This window comes from Telluria sp. PB2R4, assembly GCF_059685695.1.
Map to the genome: position 1 here is coordinate 168,993 of NZ_JCASIC010000006.1, position 14,957 is coordinate 183,949.

A 14,957-nucleotide genomic window follows, 5' to 3' on the forward strand; every position below is an offset into this window, starting at 1 on the left:
CGCGATTTGTCAAATACTTCGATCACATAACCGCATAAAATAAGAATAGCCGGTTACTCATATTAACTCGCTTTCAAGGAAAAGTCATGAAGATTGGTGTGAAGTCCATCCTGGCGGCAGCAGCAATCGCCGGAACGAGTGCAGGCGCAAGCGCGAGCCCGGCGGTTGAGCCGGTCGTCGTGCGTCATGCATCGATACAGGTCAAGGGTGTCGACGTGTTCTACAGGGAAGCCGGGCCGCAGCACGCCCCCGCAGTGTTGCTGCTGCACGGCTTCGGTGCGTCTTCCCACATGTTCCGTCACCTGATGCCGCTCCTGGCGGACGGTTATCGGGTCGTCGCACCGGACTTGCCCGGCTTCGGCCTGACGAGCGCAGACAAGAATTTCCGCTACACCTTCGACAACCTGGCGGATGTCATCGACGCCTTTACGGTAGCGAAAGGCCTGAATCGCTATGCCATGTACGTGTTCGACTACGGGGCGCCGGTTGGATGGCGTCTTGCAGTGCGCCATCCCGAGAAGATTTCGGCCATCGTGAGCCAGAACGGCAACGCGTACGAGGAAGGCCTGACTGCAGCATGGGCCGACCCGCGCAAGGCTTGGGCAAACCCAAGTCGGGAGAACAGGGAAGCGCTACGCAAGTTCAATTCTCCCGACATGGTCAAGTGGCAATACCAGGAGGGTGTCAAGGATACGTCCGTGATTGCGCCTGAAGGATATCTGCTGGCCTCCGCCGCGATCGACCGGATCGGCGTCGAGCCGCAGATCGACTTGATGGCTGACTATGGTTCGAACATTCGCCAGTACGCGCAACTTCACGCTTTCTTCCGGAAACATCAGCCGCCTACCCTGGCCATCTGGGGGAAGAACGATCCGTTCTTCCAGCCTGCCGGTGCGGAAGCGTTCAAGCGCGACAATCCGAAGGCGGAGCTCAAGTTCCTCGACACGGGACACTTTGCGATCGAGACCCACGGTGCGGAAATCGCCAAGGAGATGCGCCGCTTCCTCGACCGGCATATCGGTACCCGTTAGTTCTTTGCAAAGGAAAACAAGCATGTCCGAGTCAAACAAGCACATCTTGCAGCAGGCTAATACCGCAGTACTCGCTGGGGACAATGAAGGATTCCTGGCGTTCTGCGCTGACGATATCGCGTGGACGACGGTCGGGGGCGAATCCATGCGCGGCAAGGAAGCCGTGCGCGCCTGGATGAAGGCCGAGTACACGCAGCCACCCAGGTTCACTGTGCATCACATGGTCGCCGAGGATGATCACGTCGTCGCGATCGGCGAGATTGAAGGCCGCGATGCATCCGGAAAGCCGGTCACCCATGCCTATTGTGACGTGTGGCGCTTCGATGCCGGGAAAATGGTGGAGCTAAAAGCCTACGTGATCTGAACAGGCTTGTCGGGCAAGGGAATGACCTCCTCGCTGTCCGCATCGGGCTGATCATGCTGTTTCTTCCAGTCGGCTCAAGCCGGGTCGATCTTCCGTGCCCGGGCTGCGTTCGGAAAGCCGGGCAACCGCTTCGACAATTTGCTGTCTAGCGGAAGAGAGCGCGAGTTCGCGGGCATCGGCGCCGAGACCGATGTTCTCGGCCCGAATGAAGCCGACGTCCGTGATCCCGATAAAGCCCAGCAGGTGGCGCAGGTAGGGTTCCTGGAAATCCTTGGCCTGGTCAGGTCCCTCCGAATATTTCCCGCCACGCGATTCGATGACGATAGCGCGCTTGCCCGTCAACAGGCCCGCCGGAGGCGCGGTGAGCCTGTGCCGCCGGACGGCGGCTGCCCATTCAACCCAATGAGCGAATCGTGCTGTCGCCAGCAAGAATGATCAGTGACGGGCTTGTACCGAGTCAGTAGCATCTTCCCAACTAACGCCGCACGGCGTTCTTTTACATCCGTTAATGGGGAATGGCAGTGAAACGACTAATACTGATCGGATGCATCGTGTTCAATGGCGCAATCAACGCCCATGCACAAGTCAAGCAAGCGTCGCCGGGCGCAGACCTGATTGTCCACAACGCCAGGATATTCACCGGCAATGCCGCAAAACCCTCGGCCTCCGCCCTGGCCGTCAAGAACGGCCGCGTCTACTCGGTGGGCACCGATGCCGAGATATTAGGCTTGAAGGACGCCAGGACCCGGGTTATCGATTCTCGCGGCCGGCGGCTCATTCCTGGTCTGATCGACGCACACACGCACGTGCTCAACGAGGGCGGATACAACTATACCTTGCGCTGGGATGGCGTCCCGACATTGCGGCGCGCGCTGGAGATGCTGAGCGAACAGGCCAGGCGGACGCCGGAAGGCCACTGGGTCAAGGTGGTTGGCGGCTGGTCCCCTTACCAGTTCGAAGAGAAGCGCTTCCCGACCCTGGACGAACTGCGCAAGGCCGTCCCGAACCGTCCGCTCATCGTGCAGTACGCCTATAACCGGGCCTTCATGAACCAGCAGGCGATGGATGCCCTCGGGGTGGGCACCAGCAAGTTTCCCATCTTGCCGGGCACCGAGCTGGAGAAGGACCCACAGGGCAGGTACACCGGTGTGATCCATGCGTTCACCTTCCAGTTCGTCGCCATCGAGGCCATGGTTCCCCAGCTCAGCTTCGAGGAAGAGGTCAGTTCGCTGGTCCAGACCGTTCACAGCATGAATCGCTTCGGGGTCACGTCCGCCGTCGATGGCGGCACGGCCTTCCGCGGGTATCCCAAGGCCAAGCCTACCGTCGATGCCGTCGCCCGCGACAACCGCCTCAACATCCGCATGCCCTTCATGGACATCCAGCTGGGAGACGGCGGCCCGATCAACATGGTGGACGAGCACATCAAGGCCGTCACGAAGACGGCGCCGATCGCTCCGGGGCACAACCTGCACCCGCAGCTGGCGCACGGCCACACCTACCGCGCCATGGGCGAGGTGCTGTCGGCGGAAATTCATGATCACGAGAACTTCGACCGGCCGGCAGTCATCGTCGAAGCGGACAAGATGCGGGAACTGGTGGAACGCGACATCGCCAAGCTGGTCCAGCGGCGGATCCCCTTCCGCCAGCACATCAGCTACGACGAAAACATCACGCCCTTCGTCGATGCGCTCGAGAAGCTGAACCGGAAGACGCCGATCGACGGCCTGCGCTGGAGCCTGGAGCATGCCGAGACCATCAGTCCCGCCAACATCGCCCGGGTCAAGGCGCTCGGCGGCGGCATTGCCCTGGACGCCAAGATGGCGCTGCACGGCGAGGCCTTCATCAAGACCCACGGCCGTGACAAGGCCTTGCAGACCCCGCGCCTGCGCCAGCTGGTCGATAGCGGCGTTCCACTGGCCATGACCACCGACGCGTTCCGCGCGTCGTCGTTCAATCCCTGGGTCGGCATCAGCTGGATGGTGTCGGGCAAGTCGGTGTCGGGCGCCGAAGTGCTGGCAAAGGGCAACCGCCTGACGCGCGAAGAAGCATTGGCACTGTTCACCCGCAAGGCTGCCTGGTTCATGCATGCGGAATCCGAGATGGGCATGATCGCCCCCGGCCAGCTCGCCGACTTCGCGCTGCTGGACCGCGACTACTTCACGGTGCCGGAATCCCAGATCGCATCGGTGTCCTCGGTCCTCACCGTCATGGATGGCCGGGTGGTATATGGCGCGCAGGATTACCAGTCGCTGACGCCGGCATTGCCCGAGGTCCTGCCGGCCTGGTCGCCGATCAAGCACTTCGGCGGCTATTACCAGGCCAGGTAAGGTGGGCATGCGCGCGGCCTGGCTCGGTCTGCCCCTGCTGCTGGCCGCCGATGCCGCACTGGCGCAGTTCCAGCCATTGCGCTTCGACGACGACTTCAGCGCCCAGGGGCGGGCCTGCGCCGGGAACAGGGACGCCGGCGCATGCTGGAAGGACCGCCCGGTCACGGACGATGTGCGCCTGAGTATCGGCGGCGACCTGCGCATGCGCCATGAGTACGCCCGCAATCCGCGCTATGGGCTGGAACGCCAGGACCGCTGGGGGGTACTGCAGCTGCGCGGCTCGGTCTTCGCGGACCTGCGCCTGGGCCAGCACTGGCGCGGCTTCGCCCAGCTGGCCAGCTCGCACACCCAGGGCCGCGCCGCCGGCCCATCCCCCGTCGACGAGAACAGGCTCGACCCCACCAACCTGTTCGTCGAGTGGCGATCGGCGGCGCACGGCGCGCACGGCATCGGCATGCGGGTCGGCATCCAGGAACTGCAGTTCGGATCGGGACGCGCCATCGATGCCCGCGAGGGCCCGAACGTACGGCGCAGCTTCGAAGCGGTGCGCGCGTATGCGGCAGGCGGTCGCTGGCGTGTCGACGCTTTCGCCGCCGCACCGCGGCAGAATCTTGCAGGCAGCTTCGACGACACCCAATCGCCGACGCAGGCGCTGCGCGGCATCTACGCGACCTACTCCGGGGAACTCGGCTCCTGGGATATCTACGGGCTGCACTACGAAGATGCGCTTGCGCGCTATGGTCAGGGGGCAGGGCACGAACGCCGCTGGTCGGCCGGCACCCGCGTGTTCGGCGCCCGCGACGCCTGGGACTGGAACTGGGAAGCCGCCGTGCAGGGCGGGCGCTTCGGCGAGGCCGCGATCCGCGCCTGGTCGCTTGCCACCGACACCGGCTACACCTTCGCCGGCGTGGCCGGCCGGCCGAGGGTGGCGCTGCTGGTCGCCATCGCCAGCGGCGACAAGGATCCCGGTGACAAGCGCCTCGGCACCCTGCATCCCTTTTACCCGCGCGGTAATTATTTTGGGGACGAAGCGACGCTCGGGCCACGCAACTTCTTCAACATCCATCCGGCGCTGGTCCTGCGGCTCGCACCCCGGGTCCAGCTGAACGCCAGTGTCGACTTCTTCTGGCGCCACAGCACCCGCGACGGCGTGTATGCGCCGAACGGCACGCTGATGCGGCCCGCCGGTGACAGCCGCGCCCGCTACGTGGCGACGATCGCGTCGCTCGGCGCCGTGTGGACGCTGGGCCGCGGCTGGTCATCGACCGCGGTGGCCGCCTACGCACGGCCGGGGCCCTTCCTGCGCGAGACCGGGGCGGATGATGTGCTGGGTTTCATCAGCCTCGGTGCGCAGTACCGGTTTTGAAGCAGCGAACGCTACTCGCGGAACACGGGAATGCTGCCGCTGGCGGTACGACGGTCTCCAGCCTCGACCAGCAGCTTGCGCAAGCGTTCGATGTTGGCCTCGCCCCTGGCGAGGGAGGCTGCCGAGCTGTGAACCGAGTAATACCCGAGGTGCAGATCATGCGGGTGCGGCGCGGCGGAACCGATCACGAAGATGGCCTCGCTGTCCGCGCCTGCCTCCAGCGTGATCGGCTGCTGCGCCTGCTCGAAGACGAGCATTTCTCCCGCCTCGGCATGCGCCGCGCCGACCAGCTGGCCGCTTGCCAGCCCGAGCCAGGCGAGCGGCTGCGCATGGGGCGGCGTGAACGTCCACGCCGTCCCCGCAGCGAGCTTCACCAGCAGGTAGGTGATGCCGTCGGGCGAACGGGCAGGGCTGCGCACGCCCTCGTAGCTGCCGAGAATGGCGTGGGCCGGACCAGTGACGGGAACATGGCGCGCTTCCACGTACTGGCTGTCGACGGCCGCGTGCTCGAGTTCGGGGCCGAGAGCGATCCACAGCTGGAAACCCTTGGCCCGGGGAGAAGTGCCACCCGAGAGTTCCTTGCCGTGCCAGACTCCGCTACCGGCACGCATCCATTCGAAACCGCCGAACCCGAGCTGGCCGGTGCCGTCGGTGGGATCGTCGAAGCGCAGGTCGCCGTCGACGATCACGGTGATCGTCGCCAGTCCCGAGTGGGGGTGGACGGTCATGCCCGCGCGCGGATCGTGGAGGTCCAGGTCGAACAGGTCGAGGAACACGAAGGGCTTGAGCTGGTGGCCCAGGTCCGATGGACTCATCAAGCGGGTGATGGGACCGTGCGTGACGCCACGGGTGCGGTAGCTTACGCGCCGGGGGACGACGGTGGACGACAAGGGGATGTCGCTGACTGAATTCATAGGGCCTCCATTTCAATCGGGTTGCTGCATGGGTGGGATGGAATGATTGTTATCGAGCCCGACGTGCCCGTCACTGTCCGATCTTGCGGATGACAGTTCGAATTGCTCACCTGATTACAAATTAACCATATCTTGGGCAACGGCTCAGTGCTACGTTGAGAATGTACTTACAAGGATTGGAATGTCGGACGTACTGGAACTCCCTGAAAATGTGGTCGGCCTGACCAGCGTCAATCGATGCTGGAACGGTGTGACCGTCGAGCGGCACGAATACACCTGCACGGGCAGGATCCTGTTTCCGATCGAGCGCCCGGTGGAACTGACCTGGCTTGCCGCCCAGATCGAAGAGGTCGGACGGGACTACATCGAGGCCAGGTTGAGGCCCAATACACCCAATCCACGCGCCTACAAGCCGCGTCCTTTGTACATCGCACCGGCCGACATGGAACTGTGGGCGCATTGTGGCGACGCCAGCTATCTCAAGTGCGCGACGATCAGCTTCGACGGCGCCATGCTGCAAGAGCGCCTCGGCATATCCGACGCCTTGGGATTGATCGACGTGCCGCGGTTCCGCTTCGCGGATGACCGGATGTGGACCTTGATTAAACTGCTGATCGATGCGCTCGAGGACACCGACCCGACCGCTCAACTGTACGGCGACTCGCTCACCGCAGCGATTGCAGCGAAGCTCTTCGAGCGGCCGAAAGAGGCCAAAGGCAGCGAGGGCAAGCTCTCCGAGATCCAGCTCAAGGATGCGCTCGGCTATCTCGAGGCAAGGATGCCGGCGAAGGTGGAACTCTCGACGCTCGCGGAGCTGGCCGGCTTGTCCCAGTCGCACTACTGCCGTGCCTTCAAGGCGTCGACCGGGCTGGCGCCCTACCAGTGGCAACTGCAGTCGCGGGTCGATCGCGCCAAGTTCCTGCTGTTGAACACCAATCGCTGTCTACAAGAAATCGCAGAAGCGACCGGTTTTGCAGACGCTGTGCATTTTGGCCGCACCTTCCGGAAATCGACGGGCGCCAGCCCGGCCGCCTGGCGGACGGACATGCTCACTTGAGTAGCTGGCCAGGAACCGATCCTGGCCAGTGCCCTTTACTGCGCAAGGAGATCGGCGCCGTTCGCCGACTCCTCCGCCCGAACGTGATAAACAACCGGGTCAGCCGCCAGAAACGCTTCCAGACCCGCCATGAATGCCTGGTGGTCGCTGCTCGGTTCGAAGCCCTGCGTATGGTCCTCGAGCGTCTGCCATCGCACGATGAGCGTGAAATGCGATGGCGTCTCGACCCCCTGCATCAGCCGATGGCCCTGGTAGCCCTTCGCGCGCGCCAGCAGGGGCGCGACCTCGTCGAACGCGCGTTGGAAGGAATCGATGCGGTCGGTCTTGACCGGTAATGAAGCAATTTCGTAGATCATGATGTGCTCTCCCGACAGTGCTTATGACTTGGCCTGCGGCGCGTTCGCATTCGCTGCCGGCACCACCTCGATCGCGACTTTTCCGCGCAGCCCGTTATTGCGGCTTTCGAGGCGCGCGTGCGCAAGCGGAATGTCGGCCAGTGAGTACGTTGCACCGACGTGGGGCCGCAGCTGCCCGCGTTCGACCAGGGCGCTCAGTTCATCGAGCTTGCCGCGATTCTGCCGCGTGAACACGAAGTGGTAACTCGCATTCTTGCCCCAGGCCTGGATGAGGTTCTGTGGCTTCGCGATATCGACAATCGAGACCAGGCGGCCGAGCTGGGCCAGCGCGTCGGGCGTACGGGCAAGGGTGTCTCCGCCAATCGTGTCGAAGACGACGTTGACGCCCTGGCCCGCGGTTTCACGCATGACGGCCTCGACGTAGTCTTCCTTCTCGAAGTCGATGACGACGTCTGCCCCCAGGCTGCGGACGAAGTCGAACTGCTCCGCACGTGCGGTCGTGAATACCTTCGCACCGATGGCCTTTGCGATTTGAATGGCGACATGTCCCACCCCACCCGCGCCGCCATGCACCAGGATGCTTTCTCCCACACGAAGCTGGGCACGCCCGACTAGCGCTTCCCAGGCCGTACCCCCGACCAGGGTCAGGCTGGCGGCTTCCAGATGGCTGAGCGAAGCAGGCTTCTTCCCGATGATGTTTTCGGCAGCGACGTGGTACTCCGCATAGCTTCCCGGACCATCGAAGATCTGGGGCGTGTACCAGACCTCGTCGCCAGGGACAAAGGACCTTACCCCGGCGCCGACTTCCTCGACGACGCCGGAAACATCGTGTCCGGTGATGGCCGGCAGTGGCACATAGTCCTGGTAGTCCCCGCGGCGTACCTGGTAATCCAGGGGGTTGATGGAAGTGGCGTGAACCCGGACCAGAACCTGCCCTGGGCCAGGCACGGGTTTGGGCACGTCGCGCAGCTCAAATGCTTCCGAACCGCCAAAAGTCTTGAGTGTCATTGCTTTCATTTCATCCTCGCTTCGTTAAAAAGGGATATCGGGAAATTTCGATATTTAGTGGTAAAAAAAATTTACAGGTCTGTGCCGATGAGTTTGGCGAGAGCACTGATGGCTTCTTCGTTTCGCTTGTAGTAGGTCCACTGACCAATGCGCTGGACTTCGATCAAACCAGCCCTTTGCAAAGTTGCAAGATAGTCGGAGACCGTCGACTGCGACAATCCAACGCCTTCCTGGATACTGCTGACGCACACGCCTACCGTATGAACGTCCCCTTCGTCTTGCGGCGGGAAGTTCCGTACCGGATCTTTCAGCCGCCTCACGATGTCAAGTCGCGTACGGTTTGAAAGCGCTTTGAATGTTTCGAGAAGGTCCATGCACCCAGTATATCGGCATTTCGCGATATGTCAAGCTGCCGAACAAGTATTAAGCCAGGAATAAGGGAGCGAATGCCGATGCTTGGCTATCCTCGCAAGCATCGGGGATCCAGGTGTGCGACCGCCAGGCCCAGCACTTGACGCTCCGCTGCGGCAGGTGCGGCCATGCGGTGACGGTCGCGGTCCTGTTCCGAACCGGGCCGAGATGGGCAGGCGCAGCAGGACGCGGTCCATCGCCTGCTGCATCTTGCGCGAGCGCTTCCAGGCCTGGAGGTGGTAACGGAGGAAGGGCAGGGCAACGACGATCTTTACAGCTAGCTTGCGCCGGAGTTCGACCAGGTGGCCGAGATGAGAGACGGTATCGGAGCCCGCCCGACGTCGTGATAGCTCAGGTTCAAGGCCGGCGTTTCCAGTAAGCTCAACGGATCACTTTATCCTTCTTCAGCACTTCGCTCAGAACCCAATGCTGGACGGCGGCAGTATCCGTGATGTCGCCCTGGAACTCGTGGCTCGGACGGTGAGGTACATTGTCGTCGCGTTCTCGACCGTCCCGGGTCATGACCGCGAGCGTAATTCGACCATTGCCGCTTGGTAGATCGATGTCCATCGGCGTGCCTGTGCGGGAGTCGACACCGCTTTCACGCCCGATTTGTGTCACACCTGGCAGTCGCTTGGTCTCGTCGATAAAAGACAGGCAGACACTTGCGCAATGAGCGTCGGTCAGCACGTACACCTTGGCTCTCACTGGATTGACAGGCGCCGAGCCAGCCGGCGCCTTGGGCAGGTCTCCTGACGGCCTGAAATACGGGGCGCCTGACGCGGTTGCACGTTTCAAGCCTGCGTCCTCGGGATCCCATTGCGTAGCGAAGTCCGCAGGCGCCTTGAACTCGTCGTCCACGGCGCCATATTTCGCGAACAAGTCGACCACACGTTCGTGCGCACGGCTGACTGGTACGATTGCCAGCCGCGCCCGGGCGAAGTAGTCGGTATAAGACTGTCCGTAAAGCCCTCGCAAGAAACCCATTGGCCAGTGATAACTGCCACCCCCGTTCCCGCGTACGTCGAGTACCACGGCATCCTTCTGCCGCAGGCCTGGCGCGTCGGCGATCAGTCGGTGGAATGCCTCGGCTTCTTTTTTGTTGGTTGGATAAAAATAGCCCATCCGGACCCAGGCGCTATTTTCTCCGAAAGGCGTCACTGTCGCCTCGCGGCTTCGCGTTGAACGCTGGGCCCTGATCTTGTTCGTATAGTCCACCGTGCTGATCGGTCGCCAGGCCAGGGCCACATTGCGTCCGCCAATCGTACAATTCGCGGGCCGCTGCAAGAACGGATTGCCTCGGTCTACGAATATTGCGCGCGCCATCGAATGATTGGTCCTTTCCAGGCCCGGGAACCCGCCCTCGTAGGCGGCCACGCGGCGACTCCACTCGCTCATGGGAGCGCCGTCGCAGGCCGTAATCTCCAAGCCATCCGCGATCGCTTCGCTGTCTGACGCAGTTGTCAGAAACCGGCCTCCCTGGAACACCGCCATGTATCCAGGCCAGGCATAACTTGTTTGAGTCAGATGAAAACTGACGCCCACATGCGCATCATCCATGCTGTTAACGAAGCGGCTTATCGCCGCGCGATATCCGCCGAAATCCTTCACTTGCATCGCCTCCTGCTTCGCTGCCGCATAGGAGGCCGCGATACGTCGCTCAAATGCCTGCGGATCGGGAAACACGGCGGAAATATAGAGAGTCTTCAGTTCCTTGGCAGTGAAGTCGATGTCGCGTTGCGCCATGTCTTTCCACGCCGGTTGTGGCTGAGCCGCGTGAGAACTTCCGACAGGCAGTACGACCGAATAAAAAATCGCAAGCGAAGCTGCAACAGACGTGCATCGCGATGGATACTTGAAAGGTAAGGTCATTCTTGTCCTAGATTTATTGAAGTGCGCGCATCCTTGATATCACACCAAACGCTGCCAGGCCACTGACAAAGGGTAGGTGCTAACGCGACATCACAGGTGCACATTAACGCATGTTCGAATGCCTGAAGATATGCCCTTCAGGCAAGCCCGTCTTCGCAACAAAATCGTGCTGCTGCAAGCAAGAATGATCAGTGACTCGGTTGGACCATGTCAGTAATATCTTGCCGCGCTTAAACACTCCACTTTGGGCTTGGCACACACACTGTAAGCGGCATGACACAGTATTTTGACTTCATCAATGGCAAGAAGAGCGATGTCCACAGCGTCTGAAGTTCCCGAAAATCTTCTGGCCAGCACCTCTCGGCGTGACTGGAGCGGAGTTCTTGTAGAGGTGACCGAATACAACTGCAACGGTGAGGTCCTGCACCGACTTCCACACAGCGACAAGACCCGCTTGAGTGTGATCGTCGACGAGGTCAGTAAATATCGGTGCGAACCGCGGGAAAATCGCTGGCTGAAATGCCCGCACGAATCGCGGCCCCGCGATATGAGTTTCATGCCAGCGGGTATGGAGATCTGGGGTTACAGTGCCGATGTGCTCTACGCCAAGGATGTGCATATCACGCTGGACCTCAAGCCGTTCGCGGATCAGCTACAGATCAAGGCAGACGCTGACTTGGCCAGCGTGCCCAAGCTTCGTTTTACCGACGATCGCATTTGGCATCTTGTGCGCCTGCTGGCTGACGTGATTGAAGATCCGGATCCATCTGTACAGTTGTACGGCGACTCCTTGATTTCTGCCATTGCCAGCTGCTTGATCAGCAGTGCGCCCACATCCAGCAGGAAGTCGGTTGGCTTGTCGAGCATGCAGCTGAAGGACGCCATGAGCTTTCTTGACGCCCATATGCCTGAGCGCGTGGAGCTATCGGCGCTCGCGCGCCTGGCAGGCATGTCCTCGTCGCATTACTGCCGCGCCTTCAAGGCCGCGACGGGTTTAGCGCCCTACCAGTGGCAACTCAACGCACGTATCGAGCGGGCGAAGCGTCTGTTGATGGACACTAATTTTTCTCTGGATCATATCGCCGAGGCCACGGGCTTTGCTGACTCGGTCCACTTCGGCAGGACGTTTCGCAAGCTTACACAGGCAAGCCCCGGCGCATGGCGTCTCGACCGGCAAAGCTGACGAGCCATCGCCGGTGGAATTGACACAGGCATTTGAGCAAAACAAGACTATCCGTCGCATCTTTAGACAGTGCATCAGGCATGCGCAAGGGCGACACTGAACACCATTGCAAACGGCCGGTAGTGCCAATTTTGGACGCCCTGTTTAAATTAATCAACGGAGATATATGAATCAAGCAAGTTCACCAGCACTCGCGAACCAATATCCGATCGGACTGGTTTTCGATGTGAGCTTCAACGAATTCTCTGCCCGCCTGACGACGCTGCCCAACAGCAAAATGCAGTTTCACATCGATACCGGCGTCTACGCCAAAACCGAGATCGTGAAAATGGCAGCCGACTGCATTCGTACCGGGGTATTCCTGGTCAGCTGGACGGAGAGCAGCGGCGCTACGGTTGTGCATGTGGAAGATTTTGTAGAAAACAAAATTTATTCACACGCCACGCTGCCTGACGGAACCTTTTTGCGCATGCAAGGCGCAATGAATATTGTTGACCAACGAGCCCCATGATGAAAAACACGCCAGACCAAAACAAAACTCTCGTGCTTGAAGCAATGACCGCACTGTTTCAACGGCGTGATCCGTCCGCTGTTGCGCGCTACTACGCGGCTAACTACGTCCAGCACAATCCAGGCATCGCGCAAGGGCGCCAGGCGCTGGAGGAGCTGGTAGCGCAGCTCTCGAGTGACGTCTTCTATGAACCAGGTTTGATGATCGCCGAGGGCGACTACGTTGCCATTCACGGCCGCATCCGGGGGTGGGCTCCTGCACCGCAGGTCGTGGTGGACATCTTCCGCATCGAGGATGGCCTGCTGGCTGAGCACTGGGACGTGCTGCAAGATGAAGTCTCACCTATCCAGTTCGCCCACGCCGACAGGCTCGACAGCGCCAGCAGCGGGCAATGAAGTGTGAGGCCGCCTATAGTCCACTGACTACGCGGCTGCGGTCCTGATCAGGAACATGCTGTTTCAGGTCGTCGATGCGCGGGTGGCTGGCGGGACAAGCGTCTCGCTGGCCAGCGGCGCTTTTTTATATTGAATCAGGATGGGACTATGGACGCGGATTACGCGGGAAGCGACTTGCTGCCGGTCGTGGCGCTCCTTACAGCGGCCGTGATCGGTGTGCCCCTGTTTCGAAAGCTCGGTCTCGGATCGGTCCTTGGTTACTTGAGTGCAGGCCTCGTCATCGGCCCGTTTGGCTTTGCCTTGTTCAGCGATCCCGGCGCCATCTTGCATGTCGCCGAACTGGGTGTGGTCATGTTCCTGTTTGTCGTGGGCCTTGAGATGCGCCCTTCGAAACTTTGGGCGCTGCGGGGCGCCATCTTTGGCCTGGGGAGCCTGCAAGCGCTGGTGTGCGGTGCGCTGCTCACAATGGTGGGAATGGCGTTCGGTCTGACCTTGCCGGTTGCACTGATCTGTGCGATGGGGTTCGTGCTGACCTCCACCGCCATCGTCATGCAAACGCTGGCCGAGCGAGGGGACGCTGCGTCGCCGCGCGGGCAGCGGATCGTCGCCATCCTGCTGCTCGAGGATCTGCTGATCGTCCCCTTGCTCGCCCTGGTCGCGCTCCTGGCGCCACAAGCCGAGGGCGCCCTGCGTGCCGCATCCAGTGGGTGGATCCCGGTAGCCACCGCGCTCGGATCGATTGGTGCTCTGGTCATCGGCGGACGCTGGCTACTCAACCCGATGTTCCAGATACTGGCGCGGGCACGGGCAAGGGAGATCATGACCGCAGCGGCCTTGCTGGTCGTGCTAGGCGCCGCGCTCCTGATGCAACTGGGCGGCCTGTCCATGGCGCTGGGCGCTTTCCTGGCCGGGGTACTGCTCTCGGAGTCGAGCTTCCGGCACCAGCTCGAGGCAGACATCGAGCCGTTCCGCGGGCTGTTGCTGGGTCTTTTCTTTCTCGGCGTGGGCATGTCGCTGGACTTGTCGGTCGTGTCGGCGAATGCAGGACTCATCATCGCCGGGGTGCTCGCCCTGATGACGACGAAAGCCATGTGCATTTACCTGGTCGCGCGCGCTGCCGGCAGCGTCCACGACGAGGCTGTGGACCGTGCAGTGCTGATGGCGCAAGGCGGCGAGTTTGCGTTCGTGCTTTTTGCCGCCGCCGCTACAGCCGGCGTGATCAGTCCCGAGGTCAACGCCAACATGACGGCCATCGTGGTGCTGTCCATGGCGTTGACCCCCATCATGATCTCCGGGCACAAGCGCTGGGGACCGAAGCGCACGCAAGCGGCGGGCGTGCACGAAGCTGCGGTGGACCGCAGCACAAGTGTGCTGATCATCGGATTTGGCCGCATGGGGCAAATCGCCAGTCAAGGCGTCCTGGCTCGCGGCGCGTCGCTCACGGTGATCGACAACCGCGTCGAGGTGATCAGGGAGGCGCAGGCATACGGCTTCAAGGTTTTTTACGGTGACGGCAGTCAAGCCAGCGTCCTGCGCGCGGCCGGGGCGGGTACGGCGAGCGTAGTGATGGTCTGTATCAACGATCGGAATGCGGCCAGCCACATTGCGAAGATTGCCAAAGACGTTTTCCCAGGTGCCAAGCTGCTCGTTCGCGCCTACGACCGTGAACACGCGCTGACGCTGACCAGGGCCGGTGCCGACTACGTGATACGGGAGACGTTTGAATCGGCGCTACAGCTCGGGCGGCAAGCGGTACTGGCCGCTGGTGCTACCGAGGACGAGGCCGATGAAACGATGGACTTTGTGCGGCGCCGTGATGCGCAGCGCCTCGACCTGGAAAGCCTTGGCGGCAAGTTTGCCGGTCGTGAGCTGCTGCTGGGCACCCGAACGTCAAGCAGACAAGCCGAAACAATGTGAAGGAGCTGGAAATGCGTGAATGGATGAACGCCGGCGCAGGCGTGGACTATGACGTCCTGATGCGTGCCAAGCTCACCGAGGTCTTTGGCTGACGGGACGCTGCCAAGCGCCGGACTTTGTCGTCAGCGCCCCGTTTCCCGCCCTCGGGCACAATTCTCTTCGATGCAAATGACATGCGAGTGAGACAAAGGTCCAATACCGCGCCCGATTACCGCAGCATAGAGTTATCCGCGATAACTCAG

The 14,957-nt window shown here is 61.6% G+C and carries 15 protein-coding genes; 9 read left to right on the forward strand and 6 right to left on the reverse strand.

The window, feature by feature from the left end; translation table 11 throughout:
• Nucleotides 1–86 precede the first annotated feature (86 nt).
• Together AC56LU_RS12370 and AC56LU_RS12375 are read left to right on the forward strand one after the other, a co-directional pair.
• Entirely contained in the window at nt 87–1,031 is a 945-nt protein-coding gene (locus AC56LU_RS12370; protein ID WP_497175901.1) for an alpha/beta fold hydrolase, read from the forward strand.
• 22 nt (nt 1,032–1,053) lie between these two features.
• Entirely contained in the window at nt 1,054–1,395 is a 342-nt protein-coding gene (locus tag AC56LU_RS12375) for a nuclear transport factor 2 family protein (RefSeq protein ID WP_497175902.1), read from the forward strand.
• A gap of 51 nt (nt 1,396–1,446) precedes the next feature.
• Here AC56LU_RS12375 and AC56LU_RS12380 read toward each other — a convergent pair whose 3' ends face one another.
• Nucleotides 1,447–1,737 (reverse strand): NAD(P)H-dependent oxidoreductase, encoded by a 291-nt coding sequence (locus AC56LU_RS12380; protein WP_497175903.1) that lies wholly within the window; start codon nt 1,735–1,737, stop codon nt 1,447–1,449.
• A 179-nt stretch (nt 1,738–1,916) separates the two neighbouring features.
• Here AC56LU_RS12380 and AC56LU_RS12385 point away from each other — a divergent pair, with 179 nt between their 5' ends.
• Together AC56LU_RS12385 and AC56LU_RS12390 are read left to right on the forward strand one after the other, a co-directional pair.
• Complete coding sequence (locus tag AC56LU_RS12385; protein ID WP_497175904.1) at nt 1,917–3,725, forward strand: amidohydrolase; 1,809 nt, start codon at nt 1,917–1,919, stop codon at nt 3,723–3,725.
• Nucleotides 3,726–3,732: 7 nt separating this feature from the next.
• Nucleotides 3,733–5,091, forward strand: coding sequence for an alginate export family protein (locus tag AC56LU_RS12390; protein ID WP_497175905.1), 1,359 nt, complete (start codon nt 3,733–3,735; stop codon nt 5,089–5,091).
• An 11-nt stretch (nt 5,092–5,102) separates the two neighbouring features.
• Here the strand turns inward: AC56LU_RS12390 and AC56LU_RS12395 are convergent, their stop codons facing one another.
• Nucleotides 5,103–6,005, reverse strand: a complete 903-nt coding sequence (locus AC56LU_RS12395) for a pirin family protein (RefSeq protein WP_497175906.1) — start codon at nt 6,003–6,005, stop codon at nt 5,103–5,105.
• Nucleotides 6,006–6,186: 181 nt separating this feature from the next.
• Here AC56LU_RS12395 and AC56LU_RS12400 point away from each other — a divergent pair, with 181 nt between their 5' ends.
• Nucleotides 6,187–7,062 carry a helix-turn-helix domain-containing protein gene (locus AC56LU_RS12400; protein ID WP_497175907.1) on the forward strand — a complete coding sequence of 292 codons (876 nt, stop codon included), beginning with the start codon at nt 6,187–6,189 and terminating at the stop codon, nt 7,060–7,062.
• Nucleotides 7,063–7,097: 35 nt separating this feature from the next.
• Here AC56LU_RS12400 and AC56LU_RS12405 read toward each other — a convergent pair whose 3' ends face one another.
• From AC56LU_RS12405 to AC56LU_RS12420, 4 genes are all read right to left on the reverse strand, one after another.
• The gene (locus tag AC56LU_RS12405; RefSeq protein ID WP_497175908.1) at nt 7,098–7,418 is read right to left on the reverse strand and encodes an antibiotic biosynthesis monooxygenase family protein; all 321 of its coding nucleotides are present in this window, start codon (nt 7,416–7,418) and stop codon (nt 7,098–7,100) included.
• A gap of 21 nt (nt 7,419–7,439) precedes the next feature.
• The gene (locus AC56LU_RS12410; protein WP_497175909.1) at nt 7,440–8,435 is read right to left on the reverse strand and encodes a zinc-dependent alcohol dehydrogenase family protein; all 996 of its coding nucleotides are present in this window, start codon (nt 8,433–8,435) and stop codon (nt 7,440–7,442) included.
• Between the two features lie 62 nt (nt 8,436–8,497).
• On the reverse strand, nt 8,498–8,800 hold the full coding sequence (locus AC56LU_RS12415) for an ArsR/SmtB family transcription factor (RefSeq protein WP_497175910.1): 303 nt from the start codon (nt 8,798–8,800) through the stop codon (nt 8,498–8,500).
• A gap of 418 nt (nt 8,801–9,218) precedes the next feature.
• Nucleotides 9,219–10,583 (reverse strand): hypothetical protein, encoded by a 1,365-nt coding sequence (locus AC56LU_RS12420; RefSeq protein WP_497175911.1) that lies wholly within the window; start codon nt 10,581–10,583, stop codon nt 9,219–9,221.
• Nucleotides 10,584–11,022: 439 nt separating this feature from the next.
• Here AC56LU_RS12420 and AC56LU_RS12425 point away from each other — a divergent pair, with 439 nt between their 5' ends.
• From AC56LU_RS12425 to AC56LU_RS12440, 4 genes are all read left to right on the forward strand, one after another.
• A complete protein-coding gene (locus AC56LU_RS12425) occupies nt 11,023–11,892 on the forward strand; it encodes a helix-turn-helix domain-containing protein (RefSeq protein ID WP_497175912.1) in 870 nt (289 codons plus the stop codon).
• 166 nt (nt 11,893–12,058) lie between these two features.
• Complete coding sequence (locus tag AC56LU_RS12430) at nt 12,059–12,403, forward strand: MoaF-related domain-containing protein (RefSeq protein WP_497175913.1); 345 nt, start codon at nt 12,059–12,061, stop codon at nt 12,401–12,403.
• Complete coding sequence (locus AC56LU_RS12435) at nt 12,400–12,798, forward strand: nuclear transport factor 2 family protein (protein WP_497175914.1); 399 nt, start codon at nt 12,400–12,402, stop codon at nt 12,796–12,798. The genes AC56LU_RS12430 and AC56LU_RS12435 overlap by 4 nt, the downstream gene beginning before the upstream one ends.
• Before the next feature lie 147 nt (nt 12,799–12,945).
• A complete protein-coding gene (locus tag AC56LU_RS12440; protein WP_497175915.1) occupies nt 12,946–14,715 on the forward strand; it encodes a monovalent cation:proton antiporter-2 (CPA2) family protein in 1,770 nt (589 codons plus the stop codon).
• Nucleotides 14,716–14,957 lie beyond the last annotated feature (242 nt).